This window comes from Streptomyces panacea (assembly GCF_040560175.1).
In the GTDB taxonomy this organism is placed as follows: Bacteria; Actinomycetota; Actinomycetes; order Streptomycetales; family Streptomycetaceae; genus Streptomyces; species Streptomyces panacea.
On record NZ_JARJHW010000197.1, the window covers coordinates 1 to 13497 of the forward strand.

General features: G+C 70.8%; 15 protein-coding genes. 2 read left to right on the top strand and 13 right to left on the bottom strand.

Going from position 1 to position 13497, the window contains the following annotated elements:
- Positions 1-401 precede the first annotated feature (401 nt).
- The 8 genes from P3L51_RS30720 to P3L51_RS30755 form a co-directional block, all read right to left on the bottom strand.
- Positions 402-1169, bottom strand: coding sequence for a DUF3159 domain-containing protein (locus tag P3L51_RS30720; protein WP_354608599.1), 768 nt, complete (start codon positions 1167-1169; stop codon positions 402-404).
- Positions 1170-1172: 3 nt separating this feature from the next.
- Positions 1173-1559, bottom strand: coding sequence for an OB-fold nucleic acid binding domain-containing protein (locus P3L51_RS30725; RefSeq protein ID WP_189109070.1), 387 nt, complete (start codon positions 1557-1559; stop codon positions 1173-1175).
- Positions 1560-1592: 33 nt separating this feature from the next.
- Entirely contained in the window at positions 1593-2315 is a 723-nt protein-coding gene (locus tag P3L51_RS30730; RefSeq protein WP_354608600.1) for a response regulator, read from the bottom strand.
- A 29-nt stretch (positions 2316-2344) separates the two neighbouring features.
- Complete coding sequence (locus P3L51_RS30735; protein WP_354608601.1) at positions 2345-4888, bottom strand: DUF4118 domain-containing protein; 2544 nt, start codon at positions 4886-4888, stop codon at positions 2345-2347.
- Between the two features lie 146 nt (positions 4889-5034).
- Positions 5035-5781 (bottom strand): ABC transporter ATP-binding protein, encoded by a 747-nt coding sequence (locus P3L51_RS30740; RefSeq protein ID WP_354608602.1) that lies wholly within the window; start codon positions 5779-5781, stop codon positions 5035-5037.
- 186 nt (positions 5782-5967) lie between these two features.
- Entirely contained in the window at positions 5968-6741 is a 774-nt protein-coding gene (locus tag P3L51_RS30745; RefSeq protein WP_354608603.1) for a DUF3710 domain-containing protein, read from the bottom strand.
- Between the two features lies 1 nt (position 6742).
- Positions 6743-7258: a dUTP diphosphatase gene (dut, locus tag P3L51_RS30750; RefSeq protein ID WP_354608604.1), complete on the bottom strand. Its 516-nt coding sequence runs from the start codon at positions 7256-7258 to the stop codon at positions 6743-6745.
- Positions 7255-7797, bottom strand: coding sequence for a PaaI family thioesterase (locus P3L51_RS30755; protein WP_354608610.1), 543 nt, complete (start codon positions 7795-7797; stop codon positions 7255-7257). The genes dut and P3L51_RS30755 overlap by 4 nt, the downstream gene beginning before the upstream one ends.
- A 136-nt stretch (positions 7798-7933) precedes the next feature.
- Between P3L51_RS30755 and P3L51_RS30760 the strand changes: the two genes are divergently transcribed.
- A complete protein-coding gene (locus P3L51_RS30760; protein ID WP_354608605.1) occupies positions 7934-8440 on the top strand; it encodes a DUF3093 domain-containing protein in 507 nt (168 codons plus the stop codon).
- Here the strand turns inward: P3L51_RS30760 and P3L51_RS30765 are convergent.
- The 4 genes from P3L51_RS30765 to P3L51_RS30780 all read right to left on the bottom strand — a co-directional run bounded on the left by P3L51_RS30765 (position 8437) and on the right by P3L51_RS30780 (position 11954).
- On the bottom strand, positions 8437-9354 hold the full coding sequence (locus P3L51_RS30765) for a hypothetical protein (protein ID WP_354608606.1): 918 nt from the start codon (positions 9352-9354) through the stop codon (positions 8437-8439). The two genes, P3L51_RS30760 and P3L51_RS30765, sit on opposite strands and share 4 nt — an antisense overlap.
- Positions 9355-9367: 13 nt before the next feature.
- Positions 9368-9664: a DUF4193 domain-containing protein gene (locus P3L51_RS30770; RefSeq protein ID WP_023538148.1), complete on the bottom strand. Its 297-nt coding sequence runs from the start codon at positions 9662-9664 to the stop codon at positions 9368-9370.
- A 389-nt stretch (positions 9665-10053) separates the two neighbouring features.
- The gene (locus P3L51_RS30775) at positions 10054-11295 is read right to left on the bottom strand and encodes a sensor histidine kinase (RefSeq protein WP_354608607.1); all 1242 of its coding nucleotides are present in this window, start codon (positions 11293-11295) and stop codon (positions 10054-10056) included.
- Positions 11296-11300: 5 nt separating this feature from the next.
- Positions 11301-11954, bottom strand: coding sequence for a response regulator transcription factor (locus P3L51_RS30780; RefSeq protein ID WP_354608608.1), 654 nt, complete (start codon positions 11952-11954; stop codon positions 11301-11303).
- Positions 11955-12310: 356 nt separating this feature from the next.
- On the opposite strand from P3L51_RS30780, the gene P3L51_RS30785 reads away from it, so the two are divergent.
- Positions 12311-12484 carry a hypothetical protein gene (locus P3L51_RS30785; RefSeq protein WP_023538151.1) on the top strand — a complete coding sequence of 58 codons (174 nt, stop codon included), beginning with the start codon at positions 12311-12313 and terminating at the stop codon, positions 12482-12484.
- Between the two features lie 93 nt (positions 12485-12577).
- Here P3L51_RS30785 and P3L51_RS30790 read toward each other — a convergent pair whose 3' ends face one another.
- Entirely contained in the window at positions 12578-13402 is an 825-nt protein-coding gene (locus P3L51_RS30790; protein ID WP_354608609.1) for an inositol monophosphatase family protein, read from the bottom strand.
- Positions 13403-13497 lie beyond the last annotated feature (95 nt).

Here is a 13497-nt window from a genome sequence, read left to right on the forward strand (position 1 = left end):
ATGTCCGGACGGCGTGACTTACGCCGCGTGCATGGCTCGTTGGACTCGACGAGACCAGGCTGTTCACGCGACACAAGTCAGCCTGAGTGTCCGAACACACCCCTCCTGCGACCCCGCCCCCCTCACGCCGCCACGTGGCGCTGTACACACCGCAGGGGTGGGCCCGGCGTCGCCACGACACCCCCCGCCCCCGTACTCGTCCGCGCGAGGGAAAGGGGGACGCGCAGGGGTCGTGGTCGGACACTCAGGCTGACTTGTGGCGCGTGAACGACCCGGTTCCCAATACACCAACGAGCGTCGCACGCGGCGTAAGTCACGCCGTCCGGCCATGACCCCGGAGCGGCACCCGGCAACCACCGCAACCAGCAACCCGCGCCGCAGGCGCAGGCGCGAAACGAGCCCTACTGCTCCCGCGCCGCGCGCTCCGCCTTCTCGGCCTCTTCTTCCGCTTCCATCTCGGCGAAGACGTCGATCGGCGCCGGCGCCTTGGCCAGGAACACCCACGTCAGGTAGACCGCCAGCAGGAACGGCGGGATCTTCAGGGAGACCAGCACCCAGCCCAGCTGCGCCGTGTCCGCCCACCAGTACAGCGGGAAGAGGATCGCGCACTTCGCGAGGAGGATGAACCCCCACGCGTAACTCGCCTTGGTGTAAGCCGACTTGCGCCCCGGGTTGCGCGTACGCCAGGAGAGGTTCTCCTTGAAGACCGGCCCCAGGATCAGCCCCATCAGCGGCACGCCCGCGACGCTGGTCCCGATGTACGCGACGGCCAGCCCCAGCGTGTACACCATGCCCGGCAGATAGAAGTCCTTCGCGTCGCCGGTCATCATCGCGAAGACCACGCCGAAGGCGACCCCGAAGACGCCGCTGAAGGCGTGCTTCATGGTGTCGCGGCGGATCAGCCGGACCGCGACCAGGAGCAGCGAGACCGCGAGCGCGGCGATCGCCGAGACATGCAGGTCCTTGTTGATCGTGAAGATCGTGACGAAGAGCAGCCCGGGGACGACCGTCTCCACCATTCCGCGCACGCCGCCGAACGCCTCGAAGAGCGCGGCCTCGGTCACGGCCTTGGCGTCGGCGTCGGTCTGCGGGTCGGCGCCCCCGGGGGCGCGCGAGGCGCCGGGCGTGTTGGGGTCTGTCGTCGCGGCTGGCTTGTCGATTGACGTCACCGGCTACTCCTGTCCGAGCGGTCGGAGTTCGTATTTGGGGTTGAACAGCACCCTGCGGCCGTGGCTCATGGAGATCCGGCCTGATGCGATGAGCTTGCGGCCCGGCTCTATGCCGGCTATCGAGCGCCGTCCCAGCCACACCACGTCCAGCGGCGCGGTGCCGTCGAACAGCTCCGCCTCCAGCGCGGGCACGCCGGCCCGCGGACGCAAAGTGACCGTCCGCAACGTACCAGTCACCTTCACTATCTGGCGGTCGCCGCAGTCGCTGATGCGCGTGCAGCCCGAGGCCTGCGCGTCCTCACGCAGCTCCTCGGACTCCAGGTCCTCCTGGGAGCTGGACAGCCGGTCGAGCATCCGGCGGAAGCGGCCGGTCGGCTTCTCAGCACTCATGACAGAAGCGTACCGGGGTCCGCGGGCCCCGGATCATCGGTCGAACCGGTAGCCCATGCCGGGCTCGGTGACGAAGTGCCTGGGGTGCGAGGGATCCGCCTCCAGCTTGCGGCGGAGCTGGGCCATGTAGACCCGCAGATAGTTGGTCTCCGTGCCGTAGGAGGGCCCCCAGACCTCCTGGAGGAGCTGTTTCTGGCTGACGAGGCGGCCGGTGTTGCGTACGAGGACCTCCAGCAGGTGCCACTCGGTCGGGGTGAGCCGTACGTCGCGGCCCTCCCGGTGCACCTTCTTGGCCACGAGGTCGACGGTGAACCCCTCCGTCTCGACCATCGCGACGCTGTCGTCGTCCCCGGAGCCGACGGGCTCGGCGCGGCGGACGGCGGCGCGCAGCCGGGCGAGGAGTTCGTCCATGCCGAAGGGCTTGGTGACGTAGTCGTCGGCGCCGGCGTCCAGCGCCTCGACCTTCTCGTCGGAGGTCTGGCGCGCGGAGAGCACCAGGATCGGTACGCGGGTCCAGCCGCGCAGGCCCTTGATGACCTCCACGCCGTCCATGTCGGGCAGGCCGAGGTCGAGCACGACGACGTCCGGGTGGCGGGCGGCGGCGAGTTCCAGGGCGCTCGCGCCGTCGGCGGCGGCGTCGACCTCGTACTTGCGGGCCTTCAGGTTGATCACGAGGGCGCGCACGATCTGCGGCTCGTCGTCGACCACGAGCACCCTCACGGGCCCTCGGGAGTCTCCCCCGGCGGGAGGCGCCATGGTGGCCTGCCTTTCTGCTGTGCCGCCGGTCATGAGACGACCTGGGCGGGTAGTTCGGGGCCGGCCGGCGCGAGGCCGGGTACGGCCGTGAGATCGAGGACCATGGTGAGTCCGCCGCCGGGGGTGTCCTCGGCGGTGAGGGTGCCGTCCATGGCGTCCACGAAGCCGCGGGCGACGGCGAGGCCGAGGCCCACGCCCGCCCCGCGCGGGGCGTCCCCGTGGCGCTGGAAGGGCTCGAAGATGCGTTCCTTGGCGTCGTCGGGGACACCGGGGCCGCGGTCCACGACGCGCACCTGGACGCGGGCGCCGAGGGAGCTGGCGGAGACGTTGACGCGGGTGCCGTCGGGGCTGTACTTGACGGCGTTCTCGACGATGTTGGCCACGGCGCGCTCCAGCAGGCCGGGATCGACGGCGACCATCGGCAGCGACTCGGGGATGTCGAGGTCCACGCTGTCCTCGGGGACGCCGCCGAGCGCCATGGGGACGACCTCGTCCAGGTCGATCTCGCGGATCAGCGGGGTGACGGTGCCGGTCTGGAGCCGCGACATGTCGAGGAGGTTGCCGACGAGGTGGTCGAGGCGGTCGGCGCCGTTCTCGATGCCTTCGAGGAGTTCGGCGTGGTCCTCGTCGGACCATTCGACGTCGTCGGAGCGGAGCGAGGTGACGGCGGCCTTGATGGCGGCGAGCGGGGTGCGCAGGTCGTGGCTGACGGCGGCGAGCAGGGCCGTACGTATCCGGTTGCCCTCCGCGAGCCTGCGGGCGCCCTCGGCCTCGCCCACCAGGCGCTGGCGGTCCAGTACGACGGCGGCCTGGGCGGCGAAGGCGGAGAGCACGCGGCGGTCCTCGGCGGGCAGTACCCGGCCGGAGAGCGCGAGCGCCATGTGGTCGCCGACGGGCATGTCGACGTCGGCGGCGTCGGGGCGGTCGACGGGCTTGGGTCCGACGCTGCCCGCGCGGGTCCACGGGTCGACGTCGCTGGTGCGTTCCAGCAGCGCCACGGACTCCATGGAGAACGTCTCGCGTACGCGTTCCAGCAGGGCGTCCAGGGTGGTCTCGCCGCGCAGCACGCTGCCGGCCAGGAAGGACAGGATCTCGGACTCGGCGCGGAGTCTGGCGGCCTGATGGGTGCGGCGGGCCGCGAGGTCGACCACGGACGCCACGGCGACGGCCACCGCGAAGAAGATCACGATGGCGACGAGGTTCCTGGGGTCCTGGATGGTGAGGTTGTGGGTCGGCGGCGTGAAGTAGAAGTTCAGCAGGAGCGAGCCGACGGCGGCCGACGCGAGGGCCGGGCGCAGTCCGCCGAGGAGCGCGGCGAGGACGGTCAGGAAGAGGAAGAGCAGGACGTCGTTGGCCAGGCCCAGGGTGTCGTCCAGCGCGGTGAGCAGCAGCGTCAGCAGGACGGGGGCGACGACGCCGGCCAGCCAGCCGGAGACGATCCGGGAGCGGCCGAGGCGGGCGCCGTGCGCGACGGGCAGGCCGCGGCCCTTGGCGACCTCCTCGTGGGTGACGATGTGGACGTCCAGGTCGGGTCCCGACTCGCGGGCGACGGTGGCGCCGACGCCGGGCCCGAACACGTACTGCCAGGCCTTGCGGCGGCTGGAGCCGAGCACGATCTGGGTGGCGTTGACGCCGCGCGCGAACTCCAGCAGCGCCGAGGGCACGTCGTCGCCGATGACGTGGTGGAAGGTGCCGCCCAGGTCTTCGACCAGGGTGCGCTGGAGGGTCAGTTCCTTGGGGGACGCGGAGGTGAGGCCGTCGCTGCGGGCGATGTAGACGGCGAGGATCTCGCTGCCGGAGCCCTTGGCGGCCATGCGGGCGGCCCGGCGGATGAGCGTACGGCCCTCGGGCCCGCCGGTGAGGCCGACGGCGATGCGCTCACGGGCCTGCCAGGTCGAGCGGATGTTGTGCTCGCCGCGGTACTGCTGGAGGTATTCGTCGACCCGGTCGGCGGTCCAGAGCAGGGCGAGTTCGCGCAGCGCGGTGAGGTTGCCGGGGCGGAAGTAGTGCGAGAGCGCGGCGTTGACCTTGTCGGGCTGGTAGATGTTGCCGTGCGCCATACGCCGGCGCAGGGCCTGCGGCGACATGTCGACAAGCTCGATCTGGTCGGCCCGTCTGACCATCTCGTCGGGAACGGTCTCGCGCTGCCGTACGCCCGTTATCGACTCGACGACATCGCCGAGTGATTCCAGATGCTGGATGTTGACGGTCGAGACGACGTCTATGCCGACCTGGAGCAGTTCCTCGACGTCCTGCCAGCGTTTGGAGTTGCGGGAGCCCGGGACATTCGTGTGGGCGAGTTCGTCCACCAGGGCGACGGCGGGGCGGCGTTCGATGACCGCGTCCACGTCCATCTCGGTGAAGACGGTGCCGCGGTGCGGCAGCTCGCGGCGGTGGATCTGTTCGAGGCCCTTGAGCATGACCTCGGTGCGGGGCCGGTTGTGGTGCTCGACGAACGCCACGACGCAGTCGGTGCCGCGCTCGACCCGCCGGTGCGCCTCGGAGAGCATCGCGTACGTCTTGCCGACGCCCGGTGCCGCGCCCAGGTAGATCCGTAGCTTGCCGCGTCCCATGGCCCCATTGTCTTCCCACCGAGCCGCTGCGTCCCCTCGCGGCTTCCTGCCCGAAGGTACAGCCCAGGATGACGCCAAAACGGACATCCTGCGGGGGCCGGGTCCGTCTTGACACGATTCTGATGGGCCCGAACGAAAGACAGGACCTACCCGAGCGGGGCGCGCTCGTGCTCCACGAGGTGGCCGTCGGCGAGTTCGACGACCCGGTCGGCGAGGCCGAGGAGCTGGGCGTCGTGGGTGGCCACGAGTGCGGTGACGCCCTCACCGCGTACGACCGCGCGCAGCAGCTCCATCACGGCGAGCCCGGTCTCCGCGTCGAGCTGCCCGGTGGGCTCGTCGGCGATCAGCAGGGCGGGCCGGTTCGCGAGGGCGCGGGCGATGGCGACGCGCTGCCGCTGTCCGCCGGAGAGCTCGCCGGGCCGCTGTGCGGCGTGGTCGCCGAGGCCGACGAGGGCGAGCAGCAGCGCCACCCGCTCCTCGCGCTCGCGCGGGTCGGCCCCGCGCAGCCGCAGGGGGACGCCGACGTTCTCGGCGGCGGTGAGGATGGGGAGCAGGCCGAAGGACTGGAAGATGAAGCCGATGCGGTCGCGGCGCATGGCGAGCAGGCCGTTCTCGCCGAGTGTCGCGAGGTCCGTGCCGTCGACGGTGATCCGGCCGGCATCCGGGGAGTCGAGGCCGCCGACAAGGTTGAGCAGGGTCGTCTTGCCCGATCCCGAGCGGCCCTTGAGCGCGACGAGCTCCCCGCGCGGCACGGTGAAGGACACCCCGCGCAGCGCGTGGACGGCGGCGGCGCCGGTGCCGGTGCCGTACGAGCGGTGCAGGCCGGTCACCCGCACCATGGGTTCGGCCGTCCCGCCGGCGACGGCCGTGCCGGTGCTGCTGCTCTCGGTCATGAGTCTTCCCCCGTACGGTGCCGGACTGCCGGGCGCCAGTATGTGCGGGCCGCACGCGGCCGGGCAACGGTGGCTGAACGCCGGTGGGCCGCGCTCCTGTCACGGGAGCGCGGCCCACCGGCGCGTGTCGAGAGGTGTCCGGGCGTCCCCGGAGAGGCCACGGGGGCGAACCCCCGGATCCTCGGGTCAGCGCACCTCGGTGATCTCCGGGCCCCGCTGAAGCTGCCCCATGCCACCGGCGAAGCGTGAACCTTCCTGCTCCTCGGCCTGCTGGACGCCCTCGGCGACCATCTGCGCGTCGTCCGGCAGCTTCAGGACGATCGGGTCGCGGGGCGCCATCGGGCCATCGCCGCGGACGACGACCGTGTCCTTGAAGATCTGCTCCAGCAGTCCGGCGGCCTCGGGCTGCACCGCGCCCTGTCCGGAGATCACTCCGCGCAGGAACCAGCGTGGCCCGTCGACCCCGATGAAGCGCACGAGCTGTACGCCACCGGTGCCGTCCGGGAGCTGTACGGGCACCTGGGCCCGCAGCTCCCAGCCGAGCGGGCCCTCGACCTCGTCGATGATGCCGCCCTGCTGCGTGATGCCCGAGGCGATCTCCTCGCGCACCTCGCTCCAGATGCCCTCCTTCTTGGGAGCGGCGAAAGCCTGGAGCTGTACGGCGCTGTCGCGTACGACGACGGTCGCCGCGACGATCGCGTCACCCGCCACCTCTACACGAAGCTCCATTCCGTCGACCCCGGGGACGAAGATGCCGCCCAGGTCGACCCGGCCCTCGTCGGGCTTGGAGACCTCGGAGATGTCCCACGGCCCGTCGGGCCGGGGGGCCGGGGGAAGATTCACCCGGCGGGGCTTCTCGGCCCCGTCCTCCGTGTCATCGGCGTCGATGTCGTCGACGACCTGCTCGGCCTCGCCCGCCGTGTCATCGGCGGCACCGCTCTTCTTGCGACGTCCGAACACGTCACTGTCCTTCCCGGTCGGATACGACCGATGCGTATCGATTCCCACCCTGTGAACCGCCCACCGCGGCATGACCGCCGGTGGACCCGAAGCCACCCTCGGCCCGCGCCGAGCCGGGAAGCTCCGCCACCTCGTGGAAGCGCACCTTCTCGACCTGCTGGACGACCAGTTGGGCAATCCGGTCGAACCGCTCGAACCGCACCGTCTCGCGCGGATCGAGATTGACCACGATCACCTTGATCTCCCCACGGTACCCGGCATCCACCGTCCCCGGGGCATTCACCAAGGCCACTCCACAGCGGGCGGCCAGCCCGGATCGCGGGTGTACGAAGGCGGCGTACCCGTCGGGCAGCGCGATGGAAACCCCGGTGGGCAGTACGGCGCGTTCGCCCGGAGCGAGATCGGCGGCCTCGGTGGTGACCAGATCGGCCCCGGCGTCGCCCGGATGCCCGTACGAGGGCAGCGGCACGTCGGGGTCGGTGCGGCGGATCAGCACGTCGACGGGGTTACGGCTCATGGGTTCACCTCGAAGGCGCGGGCGCGCCTGACCTGGTCGGGATCGGCCATGGCCGCCCGGATCTCCTCCTGGCGGCCGTTGTCGATGAAGTGGTCGACCTTCACTTCGATGAAGAGGGCGCCGGCGCGCACCGCGACGGGCCCCTCGGGGCCGTCGAGCCGGCCGGTGGCGGAGCAGAAGATCTTCCGGCCGCTCACGGCGGTGGCCTCGGCGTTGAGGAAGAGCACGGTGCCGACGGGTACGGGGCGGACGAAGTCCGTCTCCAGCTTGCCGGTGACGGCGACCACGCGCAGCAGCCAGCTGAGCGCGCCGAGCGACTCGTCGAGCGCGGTGGCGAGCACACCGCCGTGCGCGAGACCGGGGGCGCCCTGGTGGGCGGGCCGCACCGTGAACTCGGCCGTGATCGAGACGCCCTCGCCGGCCCTGGCCTGGAGATGGAGCCCGTGAGGCTGTTCGTCGCCGCAGCCGAAGCAGTGCGCGTAGTGCGATCCGAGCAATTCCCCCGGGGCCGGGGCCTCCGGGTGCCGTACCGGCGCTATGGCGTCGGCCGGCGGCGTCAGAGCCGGGGACCGGGCGGCGGAACGGGGGGTCTTCCCTCCGGAGGGCACATTACTCACAGGCGCAGACCTTACCCGCGCGGCTACCCGCCGGTCGCACCGTGCCAAGCTTGGGTCCATGGAGCATTCAGCGGCGCCTTACGACGAACGTCTCACCGCACCGGGTTCCTGGTGGGTGATCACCGCTCTCGTCGCGCTCTCGGGGGGTCTCATCCTGCTGCCGCTGGGCACGGTGCCGATGCTCGGGGCCGTGGTGGTGACGGGGCTGCTGGCGGCGCTGGCCGTCAGTTCGTACGGCTCGGCGCGGATCCGTGTGGTGGCGGGCTCACTGGTCGCGGGCAGTGCCCGGATCCCGGTGGCGGCGCTCGGCGAGGCGGAGGTGCTGGCCGATGAGGAGGCGCGCGCCTGGCGCATGCACAAGGCCGATCCGCGGGCCTTCATGCTGCTGCGGAGCTACATCCCGACGGCGCTGCGGGTGGAGATCACCGACACGGCCGACCCGACGCCGTACGTCTACGTCTCGACCCGCAACCCCAGGGCGCTCGCGAAGGCGCTGAACGCGGCGCGGCAGACCGAGACCGAGACGACGGGCACGGTCCAGGGCCGGAGGCACCACACTCCCTAGCTGCCCAGTTCCTTCGGGAACTCCGGCGGCAGCACCTTCGGCTGCTCCAGCGGCGGCAGGACGGGCAGGGCGTCCCAGGAGACCTGGCGGGCGCGCAGGTCCTTACGGATGCGCTCGGCGACCTTCTGGGTGTCGCGGCGGTTCATCATCGCGCCGACCGCCGCTCCGATCATGAACGGCACCAGGTTCGGCAGGCTGCGGATCGTGCGCTTCATGATCTGCTGGCGCAGTTCGCGCTTCATCCGGCCGGAGAGCGCCGAGTTGAGGGTCGCCGGTTTCGTGATGTCGACGCCGCGCTCCTCGGTCCACGAGGTCAGATACGCGGTGCTGCGCTGCTTGAGAGTGCCGGGCGGACGCAGGCCGTAGACCTCGTGCAGCTCGGCGATGAGTTTCAGTTCGATCGCGGCGACCGCCGTGATCTCCGCGGCCAGTTCGGCCGGCATCGCGGGCGGTACGGGCATCATCGCGACGGCGCCGATACCGGCACCCACCGTGGAGCTGCTGTTCGCCGCGCCCGCGACGAGTTTGTCGGCGAGTTCTTCGGGCCCCAGGCCCGGGAACTGCCCGCGGAGCGTGGCCAGATCACGGACGGGAACGCGCGGAGCGTTGTCGATGATCCGGTCGGCGAGATGCGCGAGCCCCGCCCTGGCGCTCGCGCCGCCCTTCTGTATGCCCCGCTTGACCTTGCCCAGGCGCCGGGCCCCGGTCACGGGCCCGTCGTGGTCGCCCTGGGGTGCTTCGAGCGAGGCCGGGAGGCCTCGCCCGTCGTCGTCCGATACGCCGGGGTGGGGCAGGAGAGCGGAGTGCTCGGCAGCGGGCGTGGTGCCTTCTGCCGGGCCCGAGCCGCTCCGGTACGCCTCCGGCGCGTTCTTTCGCCGGAAACGCCGTTTCCTGGACGGTGTGTCACCTGCCACGGCCGACCGCTCCTCAGTCGCAGTCGCGGCAGATCGGCTGACCGTTCTTCTCCCGGGACAGCTGACTGCGGTGGTGCACGAGGAAGCAGCTCATGCAGGTGAACTCGTCGGCCTGCCTGGGCAGTACGCGAACCGACAGCTCCTCGTTGGAGAGGTCGGCCCCGGGCAGTTCAAGTCCCTCGGCCTGCTCGAACTCGTCCACGTCGACCGCGGATGTCGACTTGTCGTTCCGACGGGCCTTCAGTTCCTCAAGGCTGTCGGAATCGACGTCGTCATCGGTCTTGCGTGGGGTGTCGTAATCCGTTGCCATGTCGCTTCTCCCCCTCTGGGTGTCATCGGTGTCTCAGCGCGTAACGCGTGAGAGGCCGGACTTGTGCCCGACCTGAGGCGGAGATTTTGCCTCACATCAAGGTCTGTTACTCAATCGACACCCAACCGGACTCTTTCCGAGTGATCGGCTTTGGGTGGCGAACCGGACCGTACACGGTCCGAATGTCGTACTTCACGGGCGCCACCCCGTGTACTTCCCGTGATCCCGACCCCCGGAAACCCGGATTTTCCCGGCTTTCCGCAGGGGGCTTGATCACAGAGAGTACGAGGCTTGAATCCGCCCCTGTGATCGATCACACACGGCCCAACCGGGAACGGGTCCCGAAAATTCCGCGCAAAGCGAACTTCGCTCCGTTCCGGAGCGAAAACTCAGACCGGCAGAGTGACACGCATCACGAGCCCGCCTCCCTCGCGGGGCTCCGCGATGATACGGCCCCCGTGGGCCCGCGCGACCGAGCGGGCGATCGACAGGCCGAGGCCCACGCCCTTGTCGCTGCCGGTCCGCTCGGTACGGAGGCGGCGGAACGGTTCGAAGATGTTGTCGATCTCGTACGCGGGAACGACCGGCCCCGTGTTCGACACCAGCAGCACCGCCACACCGTGCTCGACCGTGGTCGTGACCTCGACCCAGCCCTCCTCCCTCATGTTGTAGCGGACGGCGTTCTGTACGAGGTTGAGCGCGATCCGCTCCAGCAGGACGCCGTTGCCCTGGACGACCGCCGGCCCGCGCTCGCCCCGCAGCTCGACGCCCTTCGCCTCGGCCTCGCCGCGCGTCTGGTCGACGGCGCGGGTGGCGACCTCGGCGAGGTCGACGGGTTTGCGTTCGACGAGCTGGTTGTCGCTGCGGGCGAGCAGCAGCAGGCCCTCCACCAGCTGTTCGCTGCGTTCGTTGGTGGCCAGCAGCGTCCTGCCGAGCTGCTGGAGCTCCACGGGAGCCGCCGGGTCGGAGAGCTGGACCTCCAGCAGTGTGCGGTTGATCGCCAGGGGCGTACGCAGCTCGTGGGAGGCGTTCGCGACGAAGCGCTGCTGCGCCGTGAAGGCCCGCTCCAGGCGTTCCAGCATCTCGTCGAAGGTGTCGGCCAGCTCCTTCAGCTCGTCGTCCGGGCCGTCCAGCTCGATCCGGCGGGCCAGGTCGGAACCGACCACGCGGCGCGCGGTGCGGGTGATCCGGCCCAGCGGCGACAGGACCCGTCCCGCCATCGCGTAACCGAACGCGAAAGCGATGATGGAGAGGCCGGTCAGGGCGAACAGCGAGCGGGTGAGCAGGTCGTCGAGCGCCTGCTGGCGCTGGCCGGACATGCACGCCTTGAGTGACGCGTTCAGCTGGTCGTTGTTGACGGCCTCGTTGAGACCGGGGCAGGTGGGGCTCGTCAGCTGGACGTTGACCCCGGTCACCTTCAGGGCCAGCTCGCTGCCCTCGTTGATGGCCTGCGCCGCCAGCAGATAGATGATCGAGAGCAGCAGGATGCCCGCGATCAGGAACATCCCGCCGTAGAGCAGCGTCAGACGTATCCGGATCGTCGGACGGACCCAGGGCAGCGCCTGGTCGGGCCGTCTGGGGTCCCAGGTCGGTTTCGGGGGCGCCGTGGGCGGCGCCGGGGTGGTTGCCACGGGCATCAGATCCGGTAGCCGGAGCCGGGCACGGTGACGATCACGGGCGGCTCGCCGAGCTTGCGGCGCAGCGTCATGACCGTGACGCGCACGACATTCGTGAAGGGATCGGTGTTCTCGTCCCAGGCCTTCTCCAGCAGCTGCTCGGCGGAGACCACGGCGCCCTCGCTGCGCATCAGCACTTCGAGGACCGCGAACTCCTTGGGCGCGAGCTGGATCTCCTTGCCCTCCCGGAAGACCTCGCGGCGGTTCGGGTCGAGCTTGATGCCCGACCGTTCCAGGACCGGCGGCAGCGGGACGGTCGTACGGCGGCCGAGCGCCCGCACGCGGGCGGTCAGCTCCGTGAAGGCGAAGGGCTTGGGGAGATAGTCGTCGGCGCCCAGCTCCAGGCCCTCGACCCGGTCGCTGACGTCGCCGGACGCCGTGAGCATCAGCACACGGGTCGGCATGCCCAGCTCGACGATCTTGCGGCAGACGTCGTCACCGTGGATCAGCGGGAGGTCACGGTCGAGCACGACGACGTCGTAGTCGTTGACCCCGATCCGCTCCAGGGCCGCGGCGCCGTCGTACACGACGTCGACGGCCATGGCCTCCCGGCGCAGCCCGGTGGCCACCGCATCGGCGAGCAGCTGCTCGTCCTCGACGACGAGTACGCGCACGTCGCTGTCCTTCCTCTGGGCCCATTGCCGGAGATCCGGGGAACCGGGCAGGTCGTAGCACTGGTTGTGCGGGCCCATCCTGCCCGCTACGCGCATAAACCGGCGGTAAGACAATGCCGACCACCGGGCATACGGAAGGAATACGCAAGATTCCTGAATGTCGGGAGGTTTCTCCCGTACACGCCCTGGGGATGACGAGTGCACACCCGAGATCACGCCCCTTACGTGGCATGCCACTACCCGCTCTGTCCCCCAGAGGGAGTGGTGCGTGATCGACCGCCGTCGGCACTTCCAGGTGCCACGTGACCACGACGTCGGCACACCCCCGTGCCATCGACCCACGCCGAGGGGGCGCAATGGACGCATTCACCGCAGGACTTCTGCAGCGTATAAGGACCACGGAATCCGATCTCACACGAGCTCGTGAGACGGGCGACGACTTCCTCGCGGAGGTCGAGCAGGAAGAGCTGGACGACCTGCACCGCCTCGCCGCGGAGCACGGCGTTCAGTTCGGCACCGCGAACGTGTGACCGCGAGAAGGACCCCGGCGCCATGGGACGGTGCCGGGGTCCCGCTCCGTCCGGGGACGGTCGGAGAGGGCCCGCGCGAAGGCGCGGACCTGGTCAGTCGTGCCAGGCGCCGTACTCCTCCAGGAGTGCCTGGAGCGGTTCGAAGACGCCGGGCGTCGCCGCCACCGCGAGGTCGCCGTCGGCCGGGGCGCCGGGACGGCCGCCGGTGAGCGCGCCCGCCTCACGTGCGACGAGATCACCGGCCGCGAGGTCCCACGGGTGCAGCCCGCGCTCGAAGTAGCCGTCGAGCCGGCCCGCGGCGACGTCGCAGAGGTCGACGGCGGCGGAGCCGCCGCGCCGGATGTCCCGCAGCCGCGGGATGAGCCGCGCCGCGACGGCGGCCTGGTGGGCGCGGACGGTGGTGACGTAGTTGAAGCCGGTCGACACCAGCGCCTGCTCCAGCGGCGGCGCGGGACGGCAGCTCACCGGCCGGTCGTTGAGGTACGCGCCACCGCCGAGCACGGCCCGGAAGGTCTCGCGGCGCATCGGGGCTTCGACGACGCCGACGAGGGTGACGCCGTCGCGTTCGGCGGCGATCGACACGGCCCAGGTCGGCAGCCCGTAGAGATAGTTGACCGTGCCGTCCAGCGGGTCGATCACCCAGCGGACACCGCTGCTGCCCGCCGAACTCGCGCCCTCCTCACCGAGGAAGCCGTCGTCGGGGCGGTTCTCCGCCAGAAAGCCCGTGATCAGCTTCTCGGCCGCGATGTCCATCTCCGTGACGACGTCGATGGGGCTGGACTTCGTCGCGGCCACGCCCAGGTCGGCGGGGCGGCCGTCGCGCAGCAGTGCCCCGGCCCGGCGCGCGGCCTCCAGGGCGAGGGCGAGCAGTTCGGTGGTGAGGGGGTCCGTGTCGGACGCGGAACCGGGGTCGGTCACTGGCAGGTCACTCCTCGGGAAGGCACCGGGTGGGACGGGCGTCGGGCGTGCGGGAGCCCGGCGTACGGGCGTCAGGGGACGGGGAGCCGGGGGTA

Excerpts from the sequence above, each read along its gene's own strand:
- P3L51_RS30725 (WP_189109070.1), bottom strand. The coding sequence starts at position 1,559 with ATGAGTGCTGAGAAGCCGACCGGCCGCTTCCGCCGGATGCTCGACCGG.
- P3L51_RS30730 (WP_354608600.1), bottom strand. The coding sequence starts at position 2,315 with ATGGCGCCTCCCGCCGGGGGAGACTCCCGAGGGCCCGTGAGGGTGCTC.
- P3L51_RS30735 (WP_354608601.1), bottom strand. The coding sequence starts at position 4,888 with ATGGGACGCGGCAAGCTACGGATCTACCTGGGCGCGGCACCGGGCGTC.
- P3L51_RS30740 (WP_354608602.1), bottom strand. The coding sequence starts at position 5,781 with ATGACCGAGAGCAGCAGCACCGGCACGGCCGTCGCCGGCGGGACGGCC.
- dut (WP_354608604.1), bottom strand. The coding sequence starts at position 7,258 with ATGAGCCGTAACCCCGTCGACGTGCTGATCCGCCGCACCGACCCCGAC.
- P3L51_RS30760 (WP_354608605.1), top strand. The coding sequence starts at position 7,934 with ATGGAGCATTCAGCGGCGCCTTACGACGAACGTCTCACCGCACCGGGT.
- P3L51_RS30770 (WP_023538148.1), bottom strand. The coding sequence starts at position 9,664 with ATGGCAACGGATTACGACACCCCACGCAAGACCGATGACGACGTCGAT.
- P3L51_RS30785 (WP_023538151.1), top strand. The coding sequence starts at position 12,311 with ATGGACGCATTCACCGCAGGACTTCTGCAGCGTATAAGGACCACGGAA.